The organism is Echinicola soli, assembly GCF_006575665.1.
Taxonomy (GTDB): Bacteria; Bacteroidota; Bacteroidia; order Cytophagales; family Cyclobacteriaceae; genus Echinicola; species Echinicola soli.
This window is the reverse complement of the sequence record NZ_CP041253.1, coordinates 3,984,894-4,004,202: the sequence shown is the minus strand read 5'-3', so window position 1 is coordinate 4,004,202 and position 19,309 is coordinate 3,984,894. Positions and strand designations below refer to the sequence as shown.

The 19,309-nt window shown below is 42.8% G+C and carries 14 protein-coding genes; 12 read left to right on the top strand and 2 right to left on the bottom strand.

Annotated features, from left to right (window positions below; all coding sequences use genetic code 11):
- Positions 1–140 precede the first annotated feature (140 nt).
- From FKX85_RS15730 to FKX85_RS15705, 6 genes are all read left to right on the top strand, one after another.
- On the top strand, positions 141–1,964 hold the full coding sequence (locus FKX85_RS15730) for an eCIS core domain-containing protein (protein ID WP_141615645.1): 1,824 nt from the start codon (positions 141–143) through the stop codon (positions 1,962–1,964).
- A gap of 72 nt (positions 1,965–2,036) precedes the next feature.
- The gene (locus tag FKX85_RS15725; RefSeq protein ID WP_141615644.1) at positions 2,037–2,606 is read left to right on the top strand and encodes a hypothetical protein; all 570 of its coding nucleotides are present in this window, start codon (positions 2,037–2,039) and stop codon (positions 2,604–2,606) included.
- 30 nt (positions 2,607–2,636) lie between these two features.
- On the top strand, positions 2,637–6,185 hold the full coding sequence (locus FKX85_RS15720) for an eCIS core domain-containing protein (RefSeq protein ID WP_141615643.1): 3,549 nt from the start codon (positions 2,637–2,639) through the stop codon (positions 6,183–6,185).
- 9 nt (positions 6,186–6,194) lie between these two features.
- Positions 6,195–7,064, top strand: a complete 870-nt coding sequence (locus FKX85_RS15715) for a tetratricopeptide repeat protein (protein ID WP_141615642.1) — start codon at positions 6,195–6,197, stop codon at positions 7,062–7,064.
- A gap of 4 nt (positions 7,065–7,068) precedes the next feature.
- Positions 7,069–7,890 (top strand): N-acetylmuramidase domain-containing protein, encoded by an 822-nt coding sequence (locus FKX85_RS15710; RefSeq protein ID WP_141615641.1) that lies wholly within the window; start codon positions 7,069–7,071, stop codon positions 7,888–7,890.
- Between the two features lie 270 nt (positions 7,891–8,160).
- Positions 8,161–9,468, top strand: coding sequence for an ATP-binding protein (locus FKX85_RS15705; RefSeq protein WP_141615640.1), 1,308 nt, complete (start codon positions 8,161–8,163; stop codon positions 9,466–9,468).
- 407 nt (positions 9,469–9,875) lie between these two features.
- Here FKX85_RS15705 and FKX85_RS15700 read toward each other — a convergent pair whose 3' ends face one another.
- A complete protein-coding gene (locus FKX85_RS15700; RefSeq protein ID WP_141615639.1) occupies positions 9,876–10,304 on the bottom strand; it encodes a DM13 domain-containing protein in 429 nt (142 codons plus the stop codon).
- Between the two features lie 538 nt (positions 10,305–10,842).
- Entirely contained in the window at positions 10,843–11,469 is a 627-nt protein-coding gene (gene trpF / locus FKX85_RS15695) for a phosphoribosylanthranilate isomerase (RefSeq protein ID WP_141615638.1), read from the bottom strand.
- A 254-nt stretch (positions 11,470–11,723) separates the two neighbouring features.
- Here trpF and FKX85_RS15690 point away from each other — a divergent pair, with 254 nt between their 5' ends.
- The 6 genes from FKX85_RS15690 (at position 11,724) to gyrA (ending at position 19,299) form a co-directional block, all read left to right on the top strand.
- Complete coding sequence (locus FKX85_RS15690) at positions 11,724–12,401, top strand: hypothetical protein (RefSeq protein WP_141615637.1); 678 nt, start codon at positions 11,724–11,726, stop codon at positions 12,399–12,401.
- A complete protein-coding gene (locus tag FKX85_RS15685; RefSeq protein WP_141615636.1) occupies positions 12,388–14,040 on the top strand; it encodes a S8 family serine peptidase in 1,653 nt (550 codons plus the stop codon). Before FKX85_RS15690 ends, FKX85_RS15685 begins: the two co-directional genes overlap by 14 nt.
- A gap of 104 nt (positions 14,041–14,144) precedes the next feature.
- The gene (rpe, locus tag FKX85_RS15680) at positions 14,145–14,795 is read left to right on the top strand and encodes a ribulose-phosphate 3-epimerase (protein WP_141615635.1); all 651 of its coding nucleotides are present in this window, start codon (positions 14,145–14,147) and stop codon (positions 14,793–14,795) included.
- Between the two features lie 199 nt (positions 14,796–14,994).
- Positions 14,995–15,459 (top strand): hypothetical protein, encoded by a 465-nt coding sequence (locus tag FKX85_RS15675; RefSeq protein WP_229239648.1) that lies wholly within the window; start codon positions 14,995–14,997, stop codon positions 15,457–15,459.
- Positions 15,460–15,842: 383 nt separating this feature from the next.
- On the top strand, positions 15,843–16,676 hold the full coding sequence (locus tag FKX85_RS15670; RefSeq protein ID WP_317130639.1) for a hypothetical protein: 834 nt from the start codon (positions 15,843–15,845) through the stop codon (positions 16,674–16,676).
- A 94-nt stretch (positions 16,677–16,770) separates the two neighbouring features.
- Positions 16,771–19,299, top strand: coding sequence for a DNA gyrase subunit A (gene gyrA, locus FKX85_RS15665; protein WP_141615633.1), 2,529 nt, complete (start codon positions 16,771–16,773; stop codon positions 19,297–19,299).
- Positions 19,300–19,309: the final 10 nt, after the last annotated feature.

The following is a 19,309-nucleotide window of genomic DNA, read 5'->3' as shown; positions in this document are numbered from 1 at the left end:
TGGCAATTTCCTTGGTAAATCCTATGAAGGAGCTATGGATCAACCGAATATAAATACTGGGTTACTTATGAGGTAGATTTATATTGCACAGAGCGGAATGTTTCCGGAAATAGATTGGGAAAGAAAAACTGTAAACAGCCATGAGAGAATTAAAGAAGAAAAATATAGCCGGCCAGCAAAACAATAACCAGCTTTTCAAAAAAGCAGATGACCAACCCAAAGATTTTTTTGGTGTCCAGGCAAAACTGGAAATGGGACAACCAGGTGACCCATACGAAAGAGAAGCAGATGCCGTGGCCGATCAGGTAGTGTCTAAATCAAATCCATCAGAGCCTATCCAGGCGCAAGCGGGAGAGGAAGAAGAAGTACAAAAGCAACCATTGGCAGAAACCATTAACAAAGTCCAGAAACAGGAAATGGAAGAGGAGGAACCATTACAAACCAAATCCAATGAGGAAATGGAAGAACCAGTCCAAAAGGCAGAGGAAGAAGAAACCGTGCAATCAAAATGCGCAGAATGTGAAAAGGATGAGGCTACAATGGCGGCCACAGAAGACAGTGAAGAGCCGCTAAAGGCTAAGGAGGTAGAAAAAGAAAATTCTCTCCAACAGAGAACTGAGGAAGAGAAGCTCGAATCCAAAACAGACGGAGCCCTCCAAGGTATAGAAGGCACCTTAAGAGAAAGTAAGGGAAGGGGAAGTCAATTGGACAAAGCTACAAAACACGAGATGGAAAGCGGTTTTGAGGCAGATTTCAGCAAGGTCAATATCCACACGGATAAGAAAGCGGAGGAGATGAGTAGCAAAATTGGTGCACAGGCATTCACTCATGGGCATGACATTTACTTTAACAAAGGAAAATACAAACCTGATTCCTCTAAAGGAAAGCACCTGTTGGCACATGAGCTTACCCATACCATCCAGCAAAAAGGAATGGTACAAAAAAAAATCCAAGCCAGGTTAGGAGATGGGCACGACTTTCCTGCTACCAGCAGGTTTTCTAGAAATGCCATTTTGGAATCCACCTTTGACAATTTCAGAACCGTACAGTCCGGAAGTAACGGTACTCATGTGACCATGATCCAAAATGCCCTTGTAGGGCTTGATTATCCACTACCTCGTTTTGGTGTGGATGGCTCTTTTGGTGATGAGACGCAACGTGCCGTCAAAGCTTTTCAAGAAGATGTAGGGATCAAAGTGGATGGTATTGTAGGAACCAATACGATAGACTTTTTGGATAAAAGAGACCGCGGTCAGGATGTAGATCCAGCCCCGTTACCGGTAGTTGCCAACGCACCTATTAACCTTGATAATGTCATAGCGCAGCCTGGAGCAGCACCATCACGAGCACTCGGGGCGGGTGTTTGGGGACTGACATTTCCTGAAAATGTCCAGGTAAACCTTGAGGTAATTGACAATGGGGCAGTATGGCAACCAGTAATAGTAGGTGTTACGGGAAATTATAGCCTACAGACACGTCTTCTTCCAGGTGTGTCTGAGGTGACCGGACCAGGAGGTAATGCTACTGCAGCCAATTACTGCAATCAAATCAATGATATGAACAGCTTGACGTTGGCAGGAGGCAACTGGTTTATGGAATCTGCGGTAGTGGCCCATGAAAGAGTACATGCTGAAAAGTTCAGGGATGCACTGATCGATCCATCAGTACTCACTCCCTTAGAAACAGCGATTGAAGGCGTCACTATTCCCAAGCACTTTGCCCCCAATGCCGGATTTGCAGAGCTCATGATAAGGGTAAGCCCAACGTACTTAACTGCCCTGAGCGACGCACAAACCAATTGGCTGAACCAGATTTTGGTGCTAGTGGGAGGAGATCATGGCGCGCCAAGAGGTACCGGGCCAACCTATAGTGCAGAAAGGGAAATTCTCAATCCCATGATCAGAAGAATCTGTCATCACGCAAAGGCAAACAGATGGCCATCCTGCCCTCCTTTGTGTACTTAAATAGTACGGTGAATGAATACCTTGACCGTATATTTATATGTCATTGTTTGGATTAGCTTTTATAAAAATACTATGAACACAATTGTGAAAAATACCATTGACATCCCTCTCCAAGAAATACTTGGCCAAGCAGACTCAGCGCAACCAAGAAATAAAAGAGCGTTTACCGTGATTGCTGAAGAGGTGTTTTGGAACCCAAAATCTCGTCCATTAGAAATTACCTTGAACTATATCAGTGAGGCTCCTTTAGAAATAATCAACCCTTTATATTACTTAAAAATAGAATGGATCGACAAAGAACAAAATGTGATCCCAATGGAAGATAAGGTGCCAGTGCTTTTGCTTAATCTTAACCGGTCGCTGGATCCAGAACGGGACTTTTCCTTTGTCGTCAAAAAGGTAACCTATAATCAAAACCAATGTGATATAACCGAAGTGGTCAACCAGACTACCCTCAATTTCGCACCAGAATCCAGGTATCAGTTTACATTGGCATTCCCGGCTATCAATCATCAAAAAGGAGCAATAGGTTACCTACGGGTTTTAGGCAATCTTGTGCCCTTTACTACGGGGCTGGACACAAAAAAGAGTAATCCTTTCCACACCAATACAGTACCTGTAAAACATTCCCCAAGTGAATAATTTTCTCCGAAAAAATCGAACGTCCATTAGATGAAACACTTCAGCTCCAAAACGAATCAACCCAAAGGCAATCCTGCTCAAAAGCAGCCCGAAAATTTCTTTCAGGCCAAATTGAACGTGGGTCAACCTGGGGATAAATACGAAATGGAAGCTGACCAGATGGCCGATCAGGTAGTCAACGGTATAAACGATGTCCCCGTCGCTACTACCGCCGATACCCCGATTCAAAGCCAGCAGGAAGAAGAAATGCAGCAAGAAGGAAGCGGAGAGCCGGAAATACAGGAAAAACCGCTCGCAGAGTCAGTCACGCCAGTGGTACAGGCACAAGTGGAAGAAGAACAGGTACAGGAAAAAGAAGAGGAAGAGGAGCTCCAAATGCAGGATGACGAGGAACTTCAGAAAAGCCCCGCTGCCAGTGATGACGATGATCCCAATGAAGGAAATGTACAAGCCCAGTCCGAGCATACCAATTCCGTAATTCCCCAACTCGAAAGCCAAATAAAATCCAGCAGTGGAGGCAGTCCGATGGATACGAACACCCAATCCAACATGGAAAGTGGTTTTGGAGCAGACTTTAGCGGAGTCAACATCCACACAGACAGCTCAGCAGTACAGATGAGCAGTGATCTGGGTGCACAGGCCTTTACCCATGGTAATGACATCTATTTCAACGAAGGAAAGTATAATCCCAGCAGCCCGTCAGGACAGCATCTTCTGGCCCATGAGCTGACCCACACCATCCAGCAGGGAAGCAGCAGTGCCGTGCAAGGTAAAATGGTGCAGAAGGAAGGGGAGGATGGAGAGAGTCCAGAAATGGAATTAGAAACGGGAATAATAGATGAAACAGCCAAGACCATAACTTTTGATAAAATACCGGTTCCTGGATTTAAATTATTGGAGCATCGAAGCTCACTTTATAACAGTAAAAAGCCATTAAAACGAAAGAACAACTATACCCGAGGAACTACTAATCAGAGAAGCGGAGTTTGGAAACCTGAAATAGATAAATCAAATATTGTATCTCAGCTTAATGAATTGTATGAAAGTCATCATCATACTCCCCCGACACCAAATACTACTCATGTATTCCAAGCTAATATAACAGGTAGGAATGTACCTCCAACTTTTATAGGTAACATAGACGACGTTGCAATGGAGTTGTCCACTCCAACATGGGGAAAAGATAAAGCTTATCGACGATTTGATGTTGATCATATTGTAGAATTGCAATTGGCCAATTGGGGAAATGAAACTTGGCCAAATACTATGTTAAATATGGAGCTTTTGGATTCTTCAAAGAACAGTTCAAGTGGATCAACAATAAAAAGCAAAATCACGAAAAAGTTAGATAGCTTTAGAGAGCGGCATGGAGAGGAATATCCAGGAGGGGATGGACATTTCAAAAATAATTATACGCTTGTTTTCAACGAAGCAGAAGCTTTAAGTGGTAATGGAGAGATTACTGAAAATGAATATTGGAAAAAAGAACAAATTGAGTCAGGAGAACATCTCAATGCAATAGAAGTTGCTAATCTTGCGGACATTGGAGGAGAAGGAGAGGTTCGGATATTTCCCAGTGAAGCTGGTGGTCTTGGAAAGAAATTTGTTTGGAACGGAGCCGACACAGCCTTGACAAGTAATGAGAGAACATGGCTGGGTAATCCATTTAGAATAACAAATAAACAATTTAACACTTCGGGAGAAGGGGTTGAAAATACAGAATCCTTGGGAAGTATTTCTGTAAATATACCTTCAAGTGATAAAACCTGGCATCCTTGGTCTGAAGACAAAGTGATACCTGTTAATCGCTTTATTGGATCAAAATATGCTGGATATATTAGTAAACAATCTGTAAAATTCAGTTTATATGGACTCCGTGTTAAGAAAGCCAGTCCAATAGACATCATTGAATTGGAGCTAACTCCAAATGGCATTGAGGTCTATGGACATATTTTACCTAGTATTCCGGTTTTTGAAGGGAATCCGATTGAGTTCTTTATTTCCAATGGTGAGTTAAGAGTTTCCAAGACCTTTCCAATTGAACAAATTAATGTCCCTCCTCCATTTGAAATATCCAATACCTCATTAACGATTTTTGCCAGCACTGAAAATGGATTAGGATTAACTGGAGAAACAGATTTTGGCATTGATCAAGTAGGAGATGGGAATATAAGTGCTACAGCATCAACCTCAGGTGGTCTTGAGCTGGAAGGGAATTTTACTTTCGACCCTAACCTTTTTGACAATGCGGAAATTGATGTTGCTTACCGGGATAATATTTGGACGATTGGTGGAACCATAGAAATTCCCGAAGGCAAAGTCCGCGGAGTTAAAAGTGCGACCATCAATGCCACCTATAGTGAAAACACTTTCAGTGCCACAGGGGAAGCTGAACTGGACATTCCGGGTATTGAGCGTGGCTCCATGTCCATCGAATACGGGGAAGAGGGCTTTTCCATTGGTGGTAATTTTGACCTGAGCAGTGACATTCCGGGAATCTCTGGAGGAAATGTAGAGGCCCGTGTATCCAAGGAATCCGGAGCGGAAGAATACAGTGTTTTCGTTTCCGGTACGGCCCAGCCGGATATTCCGGGCATTTCTTCCAGCTTGACGGTCACTTATGATAACGGAGCCCTGACCATTGAGGGGCGCGCTTCCTACGAACGGGGCATGCTCAGCGGTACCATTGAGGTCGGCGCCACCAATCGTGCCATCGGCGAGGATGGAGAGCCTACAGGCGAACCTGACGATACCATGCGGGTATATGGGGGTGGCAGCCTGACGCTACAGCTGACCCCTTGGCTGGAGGCTACCGCCGGAGTCACATTTACACCAGAAGGAGAAATAGAAGTCACTGCCCGATTGGCTGCTGACAGCTACGAGGTATTCAGCAGAAGAGAGGTAAACCGCAATCTATTCACGGTTCCTACCATCGAGATTCCCTTGTTTGCCATTCCGCTGGGACCACGTAGTATTGGCTTGGTGGCGCAAATTGGAGGTGGTTTGGATTTTACCGCAGGATTTGGCCCCGGGGAACTGCGTAATATGTCTGCGGAGGTTACTTATAACCCTGAACGGGAAGAAGAAACTACGGTGACAGGCCATGGTGAATTTGCTATTCCGGCAGATGCAGGATTGACCTTGCGTGGTGACTTGAGCTTAGGCGTGAGTATCGGTATTGCCAGTTTGACAGGGGGAATTGAGCTAGCGGGCTCTTTGGGATTGGAAGGTGAGGCTGCCGCAGAAGTAGATGTCAATTGGAGTCCCCAGACTGGTTTGGCCTTGGATGCGGAAGGACGGGTTACGGTCAATCCGAAATTCACCTTCGACCTGAATGCCTTTGCCCGGGCCAGTCTGGGAATCGGATGGTTTTCTATTTCTGAGACGTGGCGTCACAATCTTGCCTCGTATGAATGGGGACCAGACATTCAGTTTGGTGTGGTATTTCCGGTTCACTACAGAGAAGGGGAAGCTTTCGATATGTCCTTCGATGATATTGAAGTCATCTATCCCGATTTAGATGTAGTGGACATGGCGAAAGGACTCGCCAGCGATGTTAAAAACGATATATTTTCTTAAATTACTACTATGGAAACCAAAAGAGCTATCGAACTTAACAATCAGGGAGCCAGGTATTTCCTTAATGGAAAATTTGACCAGGCGGTTTCCTGCTATGAAGAAGCGTACAAGCTTCATCCGGAAAATACATCTCTTCTTAATAACATGGGATTGTACTATCATCAGCAGCAGGATTTCGACAAAGCCCTGTCATTTTTCCAAAAAGCCATTGATCTGGAAGAAAAGTCCAGTTATATGGTAAATGCAGGAAATGCGCTAGCGATGCAGGGCAAACTCGAAGAAGCCCGAAAGCAGTACCAAAATACCGTAAAAAGATTCCCTAAGGCATTGGGTGCTTGGGTCAGTTTGGCGCGTTTAGCAGCTCACCAAAACCGTTTGGGAGATGCCAGGGCCTATTGGAATGAAGTAGTCCAGCTGGCTCCCAAGCCTGAGAATTTCATGGAACTGGCCAAGCTAATGATCCTTCAAAAGGACCTTGAACCTGCACTGGAGCTGTTGTATTCTACTTCCGCCAAAAGTGAAAATCCAGAAATTTGGTTTCAGATCGGCAGATGTGAATTTCAGCTCCGGAATCATGGGCTAGCAGAAAAGGCTTTAATGAGGGCATTGGCTACCTCTCCTGATCATGCTGACTTCCGGTACTATCTAGCCTTAAACCATCTTGCCAAAGGAGATACCCAAAAAGGCTTGGAACAATTCGATATTATACTAAAATACGATGCCGAAAATCCGGATATCTTAACTGAAAAGGGAGTTATTCTTAGCAGTTTGCACCAGTATGATGAAGCCTTATCGCTATTTGAAAGGGCTTTGGAAATCAAGCCGGAATTTCCCAAAGCAAAGCATTACAAGAACCTCATCGAAAACCAAACATCCTGAAACTATGAAAACCATCAAATACCGTTCTCGAGGACCTGAAGTACGTTTTTTGGAGGAAATCCTGTCAGACTTGGGCTATCAAGTCTATGTTTCCAATTATTTTGGAATGGATACCCATAATGCTATCTGGGACTATCAGCAGAAAAATGATTTGGTGGTAGATGGAATCGTCGGACTGAAAACCTGGAGTAAATTGCTGGAACAAAACCCTGACGTACTCAAACAGAACAGCAAACTACTCGCTGAACAGGACTTGATAACCTTCGGAAAGGAATATGACCTGGAACTGGCTACAGTAAAAGCTGTAAATGAAGTAGAAAGTAGTGGCAAAGGCTTTTTGGCTGATGGAAGGGCAAAAATCCTTTTTGAGGGACATGTATTTTGGCGACAGCTGAAACAAAGAGGAATCGATCCCAATGCTTACTATAATCAGCAAACGAGCAATGTGCTCTATCCAGAATGGACCCGTAACCATTACAAAGGAGGAGGTGCTGAATATGATCGATTGCAAAAAGCAATTAATATCGACAGAAAGCCTGAGTTTGAAGATGCGGCTTATTCAGCTGCCTCTTGGGGAGCCTTTCAGATCATGGGGTATCATGCCGAAAACCTTGGCTATTCTTCCGTGACGGATTTTGTGCAAAGGATGCAAAAACATGAGCGGGAGCATTTGAATGCCTTTGGGAGGTTTCTTGAGACCAACAACCTTATCAGGTACCTGAAGCAAAAAGATTGGGCAAAATTCGCAAGAGGATATAATGGCCCTGCCTATGCCCAAAATCATTATGATGTCAAACTACAACGAGCCTATGAAAGGTACAAATGAAGGACGAAATTAAAGGCGAGAGGTACAAATTAGGTGCCTTGTCGGTTACGTCCCCGAAAGTATCGCGGCAGGCTATTGTGAATGCAGAGAAACGGAGTGAAGCAATCTCCTTTTCTTGAAACAAGACTGCCTCGTGGTTCCTCCTTGTTTGGCACCAGACAAGCCTGTTTGGCACCAGACAGGCTCGTTTGGTACATACCACAGGCGGTGGACCAGTTAAACAATTCGACTTGCAAACCTTGAAACATTATAACTTTACAACCTCAACCCATGAATGAATTACTCCATTTTTTAAAGATTGCCATTTGTGCCCGCATGGATTTTGAAACGGGCAAAGTCAAACAGCTCCAGAAACCACAGATGGACTTGCACCTCAATAAGAATGAAGCACTGGGCAAGTTTATATTTGACAACCAAGTCAAAAACCAAGAGTTGTTATTATTGATTTTGGCACTGGTTCCACATATAGACCCTGGTTTCTTTAATCGTATCATTCAAGAATACTTCCCAAAAGGAGGGGAGTTTCCTGAGTTTGGCGGTGTAAAAGCAAAAAACCATCGCGGAATCATTCCCACGGGGGAAACTGCGCTGTACATTCTGGCAGGCAATGACGCCAATACCCGAAAAAGATATTTATCGCTTTTCAATACATCTTTTCTATTCCAGAAAGGGATCATTTTCCTTGAAGAAAGTAGCAGAAATGAACCGCACTGGTCAGGTGCATTGGTGCTAGACGGAGAATATGCTGAATTATTTACCACTGAGCGTATCAGTAAGCCCAAATTAAGTTCCAATTTTCCAGCGCAACTGATCAATACCGAATTGGAATGGGATGATCTTGTCTTAAATTCAAAAACATTAAACCAAATTCAAGAAATAGAAGAGTGGCTCCAGCATGAGCATGCGTTACTGCATGACTGGGGAATGTACAAAAGATTGAAACCAGGTTATCGTGTGATGTTTTTTGGCCCTCCCGGTACTGGTAAAACACTTACGGCAGGCCTATTGGGAAAATACACCAAAAAGGATGTTTACAGAATTGATCTTTCACTGGTCACTTCCAAATACATCGGGGAAACAGAGAAAAACCTGTCATCCCTTTTTGACAAGGCAGCCAATAAAGATTGGATTCTGTTTTTTGATGAGGCGGATGCCATCTTTGGGAAACGAACCAATGTGCGGGATGCCCATGACAAATACGCGAACCAAGAAGTGTCCTATCTATTACAACGCATCGAAAATCATCCTGGGCTGGTGATTTTAGCGTCCAATTTCAAGAGTAATATCGACATGGCTTTTACTAGGAGATTTCAAAGTATCATTGAGTTTCCCCTTCCTGTGGCGGCAGAAAGACTTATCCTGTGGGAAAAAAATATCCCACCAAAGGCAAAGCTCGCCAAAGACCTTGATCTATCCATTTTTGCCAAAAAATATGAGCTTACCGGAGCCAATATTGTTAATGTTATCCAATATGCCAGCTTAAAAGCACTGAGCAAAGCTAAAAAGGAACTTGGTCAAGATGACCTTCTTACCGGGATAAAAAAGGAGTTGGTAAAAGAAGGTAAAATGGTGAATTGATTTTACCGGCGTTCAAGAAAACAATCGTCAAATTGAAAAAACAATCAACTTTTTTCACCCCTAAATCCCCTTTAGGGGATGGGGTCATTTTAGGAATTGGAATAAAAACCCTCCAATTTCTATTTAGAGACAGTTTTTGATCATATTTGAAATTTAGTCGGACGCCAGTATGTTGATTTTTTTAATTGTAATGGCAGGGAAATTGGTTTTAGCTAATGGTGTTATTCAATTCAAGAAATATGGTGCCAGACCGAGCGGAGTCGAGGTATAATGTCTAGCCTTCGACTCTACTTGGCGGACAGATAGGTCCGCTCAGGCTGACATCACTTCACTGATAGTTTAAAAACGATTTCCCTGATTGTAATGGTTGCTTTTTTGAAAATGTTCATAAACCGACTTGGCTACCGTTATGGCATCTCAAGTACTGCGTATCCAAAGTTCACCGAAAAGTCTACACACCAAATCAGCACATACTTATGTTTGTCCAAATTTACATTTTTAGGTATGCTATACGAAAAATCCCCTTCTATGCCCTTTAACTCACCCAAAGTGATATAATCAGAAGCTTCTTTATCAGTGGCCAGGTATACTTCCAGTAACGGCCCATTATCAGTTTTAAAGTCCGTGAAGTTTAGCGAAGTCTCACTTTTCCCAATGGAAGCGATACCGCTGGTGGGATGCGCATCATTCATAAAGTCACCCAAATAGGCGACCTCACCACTGATCGTATCATCTTTCATGTCCTTTTTAGTCATGGCTTCTGGCTCCATGTCATCCGTACCACATGCAGTACACATAAAACAAAGTATGCAGAGAAGGAAAATGCTATTTTTCATACAATATAATGGTTTATACAATTTATAACATACTAAAATTAACGGTCAAATAAAAGCTGATCGGGGAATGGACTTAGATAAAAACCTCTTTTCGATTTAAAAAATCCTAGCTGTCGAAGTAGATCCTTCGTGGTTCCGCAGCACAGCTGTCGAAACAACAGGGGGTGTTGATTTATACAAATCAAAAACTTCGTGTCTTGGTGACTTGACTTTTTCTGCCACAAAGGCCCGAAGCAGATTGATAGGGGGGCCGTGCACTTGGCTCCTATTCCAAAAAACTTCGTGGCGACATCCCACATGAATGGAAACCTGAATCCGCCTCTAGAAATATGGCTTGATCTTTCATTGGGTTGGATGAAGTCCCCCTTTCAGGGGAGCGTTCTAAAAAAACATCTAAACCAACCCTTCAAGCCTGATTATAGAGTCGAACTGAGGCTAAAATTTATTTTCAGGAAGGTATTCAATAAAGAAGGCTGGCATCATCCAGTTCACAACTTCGATGATACCAGCCTTTGGATTAAACAATAGTTATATTATGTTAATCTTCCTCTTCCAATGCTTCCAAAATGTCTGCTAATTCATCAAAGTCCTTGAGACCAGGCTTAATCTCATCGCCTCCTTTGATGGCAATTCCTTTTACACCTGTATCCTTGAGCACATTTTCGACCGTGTTAGCCTCTAGTCCAAAACCAAGTAAGACCTCGCATTTTTCTGCAATTTCTTTTACCAGGTTGCTTGCATCTCCATTAAGTTCCAAATTCTCAGATTCGAGCAATAGCAAAACGTCATTTTCTTGATAAGTCTGGGCCTTGGTCACGAGATTCTCCAACTCACCAAGGGATTGTATTTCTTGCTTTAGGATAAGCTTATAGGACGTGTTGACCAACATTTGCAGCAATGCCTCCTCATTTACTTGAAGGTAACTTAGACCCTTATAGTTTTTGACAGTTTCCAAAATGCCGTCGGGATGGGAAGCCTCAAATTCGCCCACATATTCTAATCCGGATAGCCATTCTGTCAGTTCTTGGTATTTCTCTGGAGCCATGTAATCCTTATTTCCTTCCTCCATGTTAAATCCCATAAGGTTTACATACATGCCTGCACAGTATCGCGCATCACTAAGGTTGTTTACAGTGCTGATCTTTACAAATGTCTTGAGGGCCATTCTTGTCTGTTATTTTCTTTTTTTTGTTTTTACCGAGCCAAAGATAAGTAGAAAAGCCACGATTTCTAAACCCCGGCCACACTGAACCAAAAATGAGACTTAAACTGCCTCAAGGAAAAAGTTCTTGACGGTCGTGGAAAGGAAAATTGACAGTTTTTTCCTTGAATAGTTTCATTCGATAATCTTTTTTGAGGTAACAATCATGAAGATATCAAGGGAAATTGTATTTTTGCAACGTGGCGAAAAAGAACTGAATGAGGAAGTTTCTACATTATTTTCTATTTATAGTTATCACTGGATGCCAGTCCGACGGTACAGCACCGACAGAATTGGGGCATGATTATATGCCTTTACAAGTATCCCGTTTTTGGGTATATGCGGTGGAAGAAACGGTGTATTTTGGTGAAGGAGATAGTGAGACATCCACTTTTTATTATCGGGATATTATTGCAGACAGCTATATTGATGAAGAAGGAGTCCTGGTTTATCGCGTCATAAGAGAAAAATCAGATGACCAATCCACTTGGCTAGACCATTCGGTATATACTTTGCAGGTAAAAAAGAGTGCCCTCTTAAGATCGAGTGAAAATATTACTACCGTACCATTGGTTTTTCCGCCATCAGTCCAAAAATCCTGGGATTCCAATGTTTATAATTCCCAAGCAGAAGATCTATATTCCTCGGAACAAACGGGAGCTTATGAGGTAAATGGCAACACTTACCAAGCTGTCGTAAAAGTGCTACAGGAAAAGGAAGATGACCAAATAACCATCAGGGACAATCGCTATGAAATATATGCCAAAGGAGTAGGCTTGGTAGAGCAATATAGTGAAAATTTGACCTATTGCTCTAGAAATGACTGCCTCGGCGAACAAATAATTGAGAATGGTCGTTTATCTCATTTGAAACTGATCAATAATGGACAATATTAGGAAATTTATCGCTGCTGTCGGCTTAATCATCCTTTCTGCAGCTGCGGTAAAAGGGCAGGATAGGTATGCGATTCATTACAAGTATAAGCCGCAAGAAATTTATCATCTAGACGAACCAGCTACTTTTTTAAGCCAGAAAGCAATCGCAAGACGTGAGCGCAATGCAGTGGTATTGGACAGCACTGATCTGCCCGTATCCCAAAAGTATGTTGATGCTGTCAAGGATATTGTCATTAATGTACAGTACAGCAGTAAGTGGATGAATGCTTCCATTGTCGTGGCCACAGATGAGCAGATTTCCGCTATAAAAGAGCTTCCCTTTATAAAAGAAGAGGGCATTGAACAGATTGCGAAGGGTTTTTATACAGATGGTAAAGAACAGAAAACCAATATCCTAAATCATCCTGTTAGCATTCGTTTATTGTCCAAAACCAACGACGAAGAAGATTATGCATTTCAAAATAACCTGATCGGTATTCCCGCCATGCATGCAGAAGGACTTACTGGAAAAGGAGTGACCATAGCCGTTTTTGATGGTGGGTTCTTGAATACAGATAAGATAGGAGGGATGAAGCATCTCTTTGACAATAATCAGATTCTCGCCACCAGGGATTTTGTCATGCCGTGGTCGGAGAATGTGTACAGATCAGAAACCCATGGTACAGCCGCGCTGTCATTGATTGCATCAAATGATGCCAGTACCCTCGTGGCGGGTGCGTATGATGCCGATTATGTCTTGTGCATCACAGAAGATGTGGCCTCTGAGTATCGTATAGAAGAATACAACTGGGTAAGGGCTGCAGAATTTGCAGACAGTTTGGGAGTGGATATTATTAGTAGTTCCCTTGGTTATGCTACGTTCACTGAATCGTCCATGGATTACACCAAATCCGACCTGGATGGCAAAACAGCCACTATCACACAAGGAGCTGTCATGGCTGCTGAAAGGGGAATTCTGGTAATAAATAGCGCCGGTAACGAAGGAAGTGGCTCAGAAATGACCATTTCAGCTCCGGCGGATGCGGATGGCATCTTATCAGTGGGTGCAGTAAGTAAAGACCTCACCAAAGCAAGTTTCAGCTCGGTAGGGCCGACAGCGGATGGACGTATCAAACCGGATGTAGTCGCCCTGGGCAGGGGGGTACGGCTATGGCAAGGTGCTAACACTACCAGTACCGCAAACGGAACCTCATTTTCTGCCCCTCAGATTTCGGCTTTGGCGGCAGGGTTGTGGCAAGGAAGACCTGAGTGGACAAAAGACCAACTTATCCATTACATTTTACAGAGCAGCAGTCAATTTAAGGATCCTGACAGTCAGCTTGGCTATGGCATTCCTGATTTTGAATTGGCCTATTATGGGGAAATCCTCGATGTCGTGGCCAGGCCAGAAGTAGCCAACACCAAGATCTATCCCAATCCGACCGATGGTAAAGAACTTTTTATCCAATTTGGCAGTAAAAAGGCATGTGAATTTACCATGATCAATAAAAGCGGTCAAGTGATCAATCAGGACAAATTGGTCAGGACTTCCAACGATGTTCCATACGAAGTGGAAATAGCTAAAATAACCAGTGGCTTTTATATTGTGCAGCTAATGGAGGGACTCAATATCGAGCGACATAAGATAATCATTAAGTAACTATTGGTGGTAAATTTTGAAAAGGTTGTCCATGTAGTCCTGATTTTGCATATTTTTTGTTTTCTTTATGCTTCATTTTGTACGAGTTAACCCCAATTGTTACTATGGATACCCTAATTGCCCCATCGGTGCTGGCCGCTGATTTTGCCAATCTTCAATCAGCAATTGAAATGATAAATGATTCAGAGGCAGATCTCATTCATGTCGATATTATGGATGGCGTCTTTGTGCCCAATATTTCTTTCGGGTTTCCTGTGGTGGAAGCCATCCAAGGGCACGCTAAAAAGCCCCTTGATGTCCATCTGATGATCGTAAATCCTGATCAGTATTTAGAAGCATTTAAGGAAGTAGGTGCAGAAACCATAACAGTACACTTCGAAGCTTGCCAGCATTTGCACAGAACTATCCAAGCCATCCATGAGTTGGATTGCAAAGCTGGCGTGGCCATTAATCCACATACTAATGTGGAATTGCTAAGGGATATCATCCGGGAGCTGGACACGGTAATCATCATGTCCGTAAATCCTGGGTTTGGCGGACAAAAGTTCATAGAGCATACATATGAGAAAGTGCGAAATCTGAAGGCCATCATTACTGCTTCAGGTTCTCAAGCAAAAATTGAAATCGATGGTGGCGTAAACATGGGAAATGCATACAAGCTGATCGATGCTGGTGCAGATATCCTCGTGGCCGGTAGTTTTGTATTTAATGCGGATGATCCTAAAGCTACCATCTCGGAGCTTAAAAAACTATAAAACTATCAGGTAGTTAACACTTGTTTTTTTCCAATAGAAATGTTTTTAAGTGAAAAAATTAAGGTTTTTTAAGGTAATTTCCTTGCTTAATTAGCTGTAATACCTTTTATTGGAATTTAGTTTATTTTAAGAATATTCACTAAAAAGATTAAGAAAGATGAAGCGTTTATTTGGATGGGCATTGTTAATGATGTGTTTAATGAGTGTAGCTGTACAAGCTCAGCAAGAAAACAGTGAAGCTGAAGCAGTTACTGACGAAGAGATCGAAAAATTTGCAAGCATGAAAGACTCTGTGAATCATTTTATGGAAGTAAAGCAAGCAGATTTAGAAAGCATGATCAAAGATAATGAGGTGTTTGATGTAGGAAGATACAATGAGATCAAAGAAGCTTGGGGCGATGATGCCAAGCTCGCCGAGATCAACATTACAGACGAAGAAAAAGCCGAATACCAAGAAATTCTGGACACCAAAAACTCTCTTTCTGACGTGATCAAGGAAAGAATGATCGCCCTTATCAAAGACGATGAGGTTTTGGGTGCTGCTACTTATAATAAGGTAAATGCAGCTATGAAAGCAGATCCAGAAGTAAAAGCGAAAGTTGATGCATTGATCGCTGAAAAAACAAGCGCAAGAGCTCCTGAAGAGGAAGGCGACGGTGCTTAATACTTAAATTGGTAAAAATAACTTCCCAAAGCCCTCTAATTAATTGGAGGGTTTTTTTTCGTTTTGTAAATTCTTCAATGGAAGAATAATAATGGATGCCGTGAAGATACAAGTTGAATTACTTAAATTTAGGCAGCAACCGACAAGGAAACTACGTAAATCAATAACTACCCATGACCAACAGTAGACACTCATCTTTTTTTGTTAAATGCCCAGTATTAGTGAGCCTTATAAAGCACAGGTTTATAGGGGTATTAATCCTTCTTATTTCTAGTGGAATAGTTCATGCGCAAGAGGAGGATATTTTCGGAATAGACACGAAAGCTAGGCCTGATAAAACCCGAAGAAGTGAAAGTGGGGTGGGGAACATTACCAGAGGAATCATGAGTAAAATCTCCTTAGAGTTGGGTGGAGGATATGGAATGCACCTAAATGCGATGGATTTTAATAGCGGCATGCCTGATAATTATCCTATTTCCATAATAAGTGATGATGGCAGTTCCCAAGACATTTTAGCTGGTGAGACCAGGACTTTTAAATCAAATAGCAGTGCTATTCCGTTCGATGCAGGTGTTAGAATTGATCTTTTTGGGTTGTTCGCAATAGGTGGTGGATACGGCAGAGAAATGGGGAGCATGGCAGCTTTGGAAGGCGATTCTCATCAATTTACCTTTTCAAGTGACAAATATGTCTTTGATAAAATGTACGGTACGCTGGGACTCGTGCTGTATGATGCCAAAAGAAGAAGGGCATTTCTCAATTGGAAATACAGAAAGTACAGTGGTAACAATCACTATATGCAGGCACAGCGGAAACTAAGAATGGAACAAAACTACCCTTGGAGGTTTACCTTAGAGGGGGAATATGGGTCAATAAAAGTCCAGGAGAGTTATGACGATGCCCTGACCGCTACAGAACCTTATTATGCCATCGGTTTGAGGATCGAGAGGGAATTCTCTGAATATACCAAGATATTCCTAAAACCAAACGCATCATTCAGGAAGTTTAATTACCAGCTGGAGGGATTGGAAGAAAGCCAAATGCTTGAGCAAAAGTTATTCACCATAAATCTAGGTGTGGCCCTTCGCCTTCCTGGAACCAAGAGGTGCAAAATTCCCGGATGTGGGGTGAAAATGAAACACTTACACAACGGGGTAGGATACCGTGGAAGCTCCATCTGGCACATGCAAAATCGAAAGGTAGGGCAATGGTATTAAAAAGCGAGTAGAAAACCCTTTTGAAAGCTAAAATAGTATTTTAAAACCTTATTCTTTTTACTATCTTGCAACCTTATATTGAGATATTCAACATATGGCCGAAGGAGAAAACGAGAACATAATACCGATTAACATTGAGGAAGAAATGCGTGGTGCCTACATCGACTATTCGATGTCGGTCATTGTTTCCAGAGCACTTCCAGATGTAAGAGATGGGATGAAGCCAGTTCACCGCAGAATTCTTTTTGGAATGCAGGAACTGGGAGTGCATCATAACAAGCCCTACAAAAAATCAGCAAGGATCGTAGGGGAAGTACTCGGTAAGTATCACCCGCATGGTGACAGTGCCGTGTACGAGACCATGGTAAGAATGGCCCAGGACTGGTCCTTAAGGTATCCATTGGTAGATCCACAAGGAAACTTCGGGTCCATTGACGGTGATAATGCCGCTGCCATGCGTTATACCGAAGCGAGACTAAAGAGAATCGCTGAGGAATTATTGACTGATATTAATAAGGAGACGGTTGACTTCCAGCTAAACTTCGATGATTCACTGAAAGAGCCAGTGGTACTGCCTGCTAAAATTCCGGCTTTATTGTTGAATGGAGCATCCGGTATCGCCGTGGGTATGGCCACCAATATGGCTCCTCATCAGCTGGGAGAAGTCATAGATGGTACCATTGCCTATATTGAAAACAATGACATCACTGTGGAGGAATTGATGAAGCACGTCATTGCTCCAGATTTCCCAACAGGCGGGATCATTTATGGTTATAATGGTGTGAAATCCGCTTATGAAACCGGACGAGGAAGAGTCGTCATGCGCGGAAAAGCCACCATCGAAACCAAGGACACCGGCAGGGAGATGATCATCATCAACGAAATTCCTTATTTGGTCAATAAAGCCAATATGATTGAGAAAACGGCCCAATTGATCCAAGAGAAAAAATTGGAAGGAATTTCGGCAATTCGAGACGAGTCCGATCGTCGCGGAATGCGCGTCGTTTACGAACTCAAGCGTGATGCCATTGCCAATGTCGTCCTGAATAACCTTTATAAGCAGACACAACTACAGACTTCCTTCAGCATCAATAATGTGGCACTGGTAAAAGGACGTCCATATACACTTAACCTAAAAGAACTGATCGTCCACTATGTGAACCACCGTCATGAAGTGGTCACCAGAAGGACAGAGTATGAGCTAAAAGAGGCAGAAAAGCGAGCTCATATCCTGCAGGGGTACTTGATTGCACTGGATAATTTGGACGAGGTGATCAGCCTTATCAGAAATTCAAGGGATCCTGAAACAGCACGTACAAGCTTGATGGAGAAATTCGAATTGACCGAAATTCAAGCCCGTGCCATCCTGGATATGCGTCTCCAGCGACTGACAGGTATGGAGCGTGAGAAGATCCTGAAAGAGTACGAGGAGTTAATGATCCTTATAGAAGACCTAAAAGACATCCTTGAGAAGAAGGAAAGAAGGATGGAAATCATCAAATCAGAATTGGCTGAAATCAAGGAACGTTATAACGATGACAGAAGAACGACCATCGAGCATAACGCTGAAGACTTCAGTTACGAAGATATGATTCCAAACGAAGAGGTAATCATCACCGTTTCTCATCAAGGCTATGTCAAAAGGACTGCGCTGAAGGAATACCGTACACAGGGTAGAGGAGGAGTAGGATCCAGAGGAGTAAAGACTAAGGATGATGACTACACCGAATACCTGTTTTCTGCTTTGACACATAATTATCTGTTGATCTTTACCGACAAGGGGAAATTGTTCTGGCTGAAAACCTATGCGATTCCTGAAGGCAGCAAGACTTCCAAAGGTCGACCTATTCAGAACCTGATCAATATCGAAAGTGATGATAAGATCCGTTCCATTATCCAAGTAGCTGATCTCAATGATGAGGATTACATCCAAAATAACTACCTGGTCATGACCACTAAAAAGGGGGTGATCAAGAAGACGACCTTGGAGCAATACTCAAGACCACGCTCTAACGGGATCATTGCCCTTAATATCCGGGAAGATGATCAGCTGTTAAATGTGGAATTTACCCATGGGGATTCCCACATTATCATTGCTGCCAAATCCGGAAGGGCGATCCACTTCCATGAATCAGTAGTTAGACCAATGGGCAGGACGGCTACAGGGGTGAAAGCCATCACCTTAAGTGACGCTAAAGATGAAGTTGTTGGCATGGTTTGTGTTAATAGGGAAGAAGCCACTTTATTGGTTGTTTCGGAGAAAGGTTATGGAAAGCGGAGTGCAGTAGAAGAATACCGCATTACCAATAGAGGCGGAAAAGGAGTCAAGGCGATGAACGTCACTGAAAAGACCGGCAACTTAGTGGCCATTAAGTCAGTAATCGATTCAGACGACTTAATGATCATCAACAAATCAGGAATAATCATCCGAACCCCAGTAGCTGGTTTGCGAATCATGGGCCGCGCGACACAAGGTGTGCGCCTTATCAAACTGAATGAAAACGATGAAATTTCTTCCGTTGCGAAAGTAGAGCAAGTGGAAGAGGAGATCGAGGACATTCAGGATATTACTGATGAAAATCAAGACGAATCAAACGATAGCGAAAAACCAAAAGAGGAATAATTAGACAAAA

What these genes read in the sequence shown, in the direction of transcription:
- gyrA (WP_141615633.1), top strand. Translation starts at nt 16,771, where the DNA reads ATGGCCGAAGGAGAAAACGAGAACATAATACCGATTAACATTGAGGAA.
- FKX85_RS15690 (WP_141615637.1), top strand. Translation starts at nt 11,724, where the DNA reads ATGAGGAAGTTTCTACATTATTTTCTATTTATAGTTATCACTGGATGC.
- FKX85_RS15685 (WP_141615636.1), top strand. Translation starts at nt 12,388, where the DNA reads ATGGACAATATTAGGAAATTTATCGCTGCTGTCGGCTTAATCATCCTT.
- FKX85_RS15710 (WP_141615641.1), top strand. Translation starts at nt 7,069, where the DNA reads ATGAAAACCATCAAATACCGTTCTCGAGGACCTGAAGTACGTTTTTTG.
- FKX85_RS15715 (WP_141615642.1), top strand. Translation starts at nt 6,195, where the DNA reads ATGGAAACCAAAAGAGCTATCGAACTTAACAATCAGGGAGCCAGGTAT.
- FKX85_RS15675 (WP_229239648.1), top strand. Translation starts at nt 14,995, where the DNA reads ATGAGTGTAGCTGTACAAGCTCAGCAAGAAAACAGTGAAGCTGAAGCA.
- rpe (WP_141615635.1), top strand. Translation starts at nt 14,145, where the DNA reads ATGGATACCCTAATTGCCCCATCGGTGCTGGCCGCTGATTTTGCCAAT.
- FKX85_RS15705 (WP_141615640.1), top strand. Translation starts at nt 8,161, where the DNA reads ATGAATGAATTACTCCATTTTTTAAAGATTGCCATTTGTGCCCGCATG.
- trpF (WP_141615638.1), bottom strand. Translation starts at nt 11,469, where the DNA reads ATGGCCCTCAAGACATTTGTAAAGATCAGCACTGTAAACAACCTTAGT.
- FKX85_RS15700 (WP_141615639.1), bottom strand. Translation starts at nt 10,304, where the DNA reads ATGAAAAATAGCATTTTCCTTCTCTGCATACTTTGTTTTATGTGTACT.
- FKX85_RS15730 (WP_141615645.1), top strand. Translation starts at nt 141, where the DNA reads ATGAGAGAATTAAAGAAGAAAAATATAGCCGGCCAGCAAAACAATAAC.
- FKX85_RS15670 (WP_317130639.1), top strand. Translation starts at nt 15,843, where the DNA reads ATGAGTAAAATCTCCTTAGAGTTGGGTGGAGGATATGGAATGCACCTA.
- FKX85_RS15720 (WP_141615643.1), top strand. Translation starts at nt 2,637, where the DNA reads ATGAAACACTTCAGCTCCAAAACGAATCAACCCAAAGGCAATCCTGCT.
- FKX85_RS15725 (WP_141615644.1), top strand. Translation starts at nt 2,037, where the DNA reads ATGAACACAATTGTGAAAAATACCATTGACATCCCTCTCCAAGAAATA.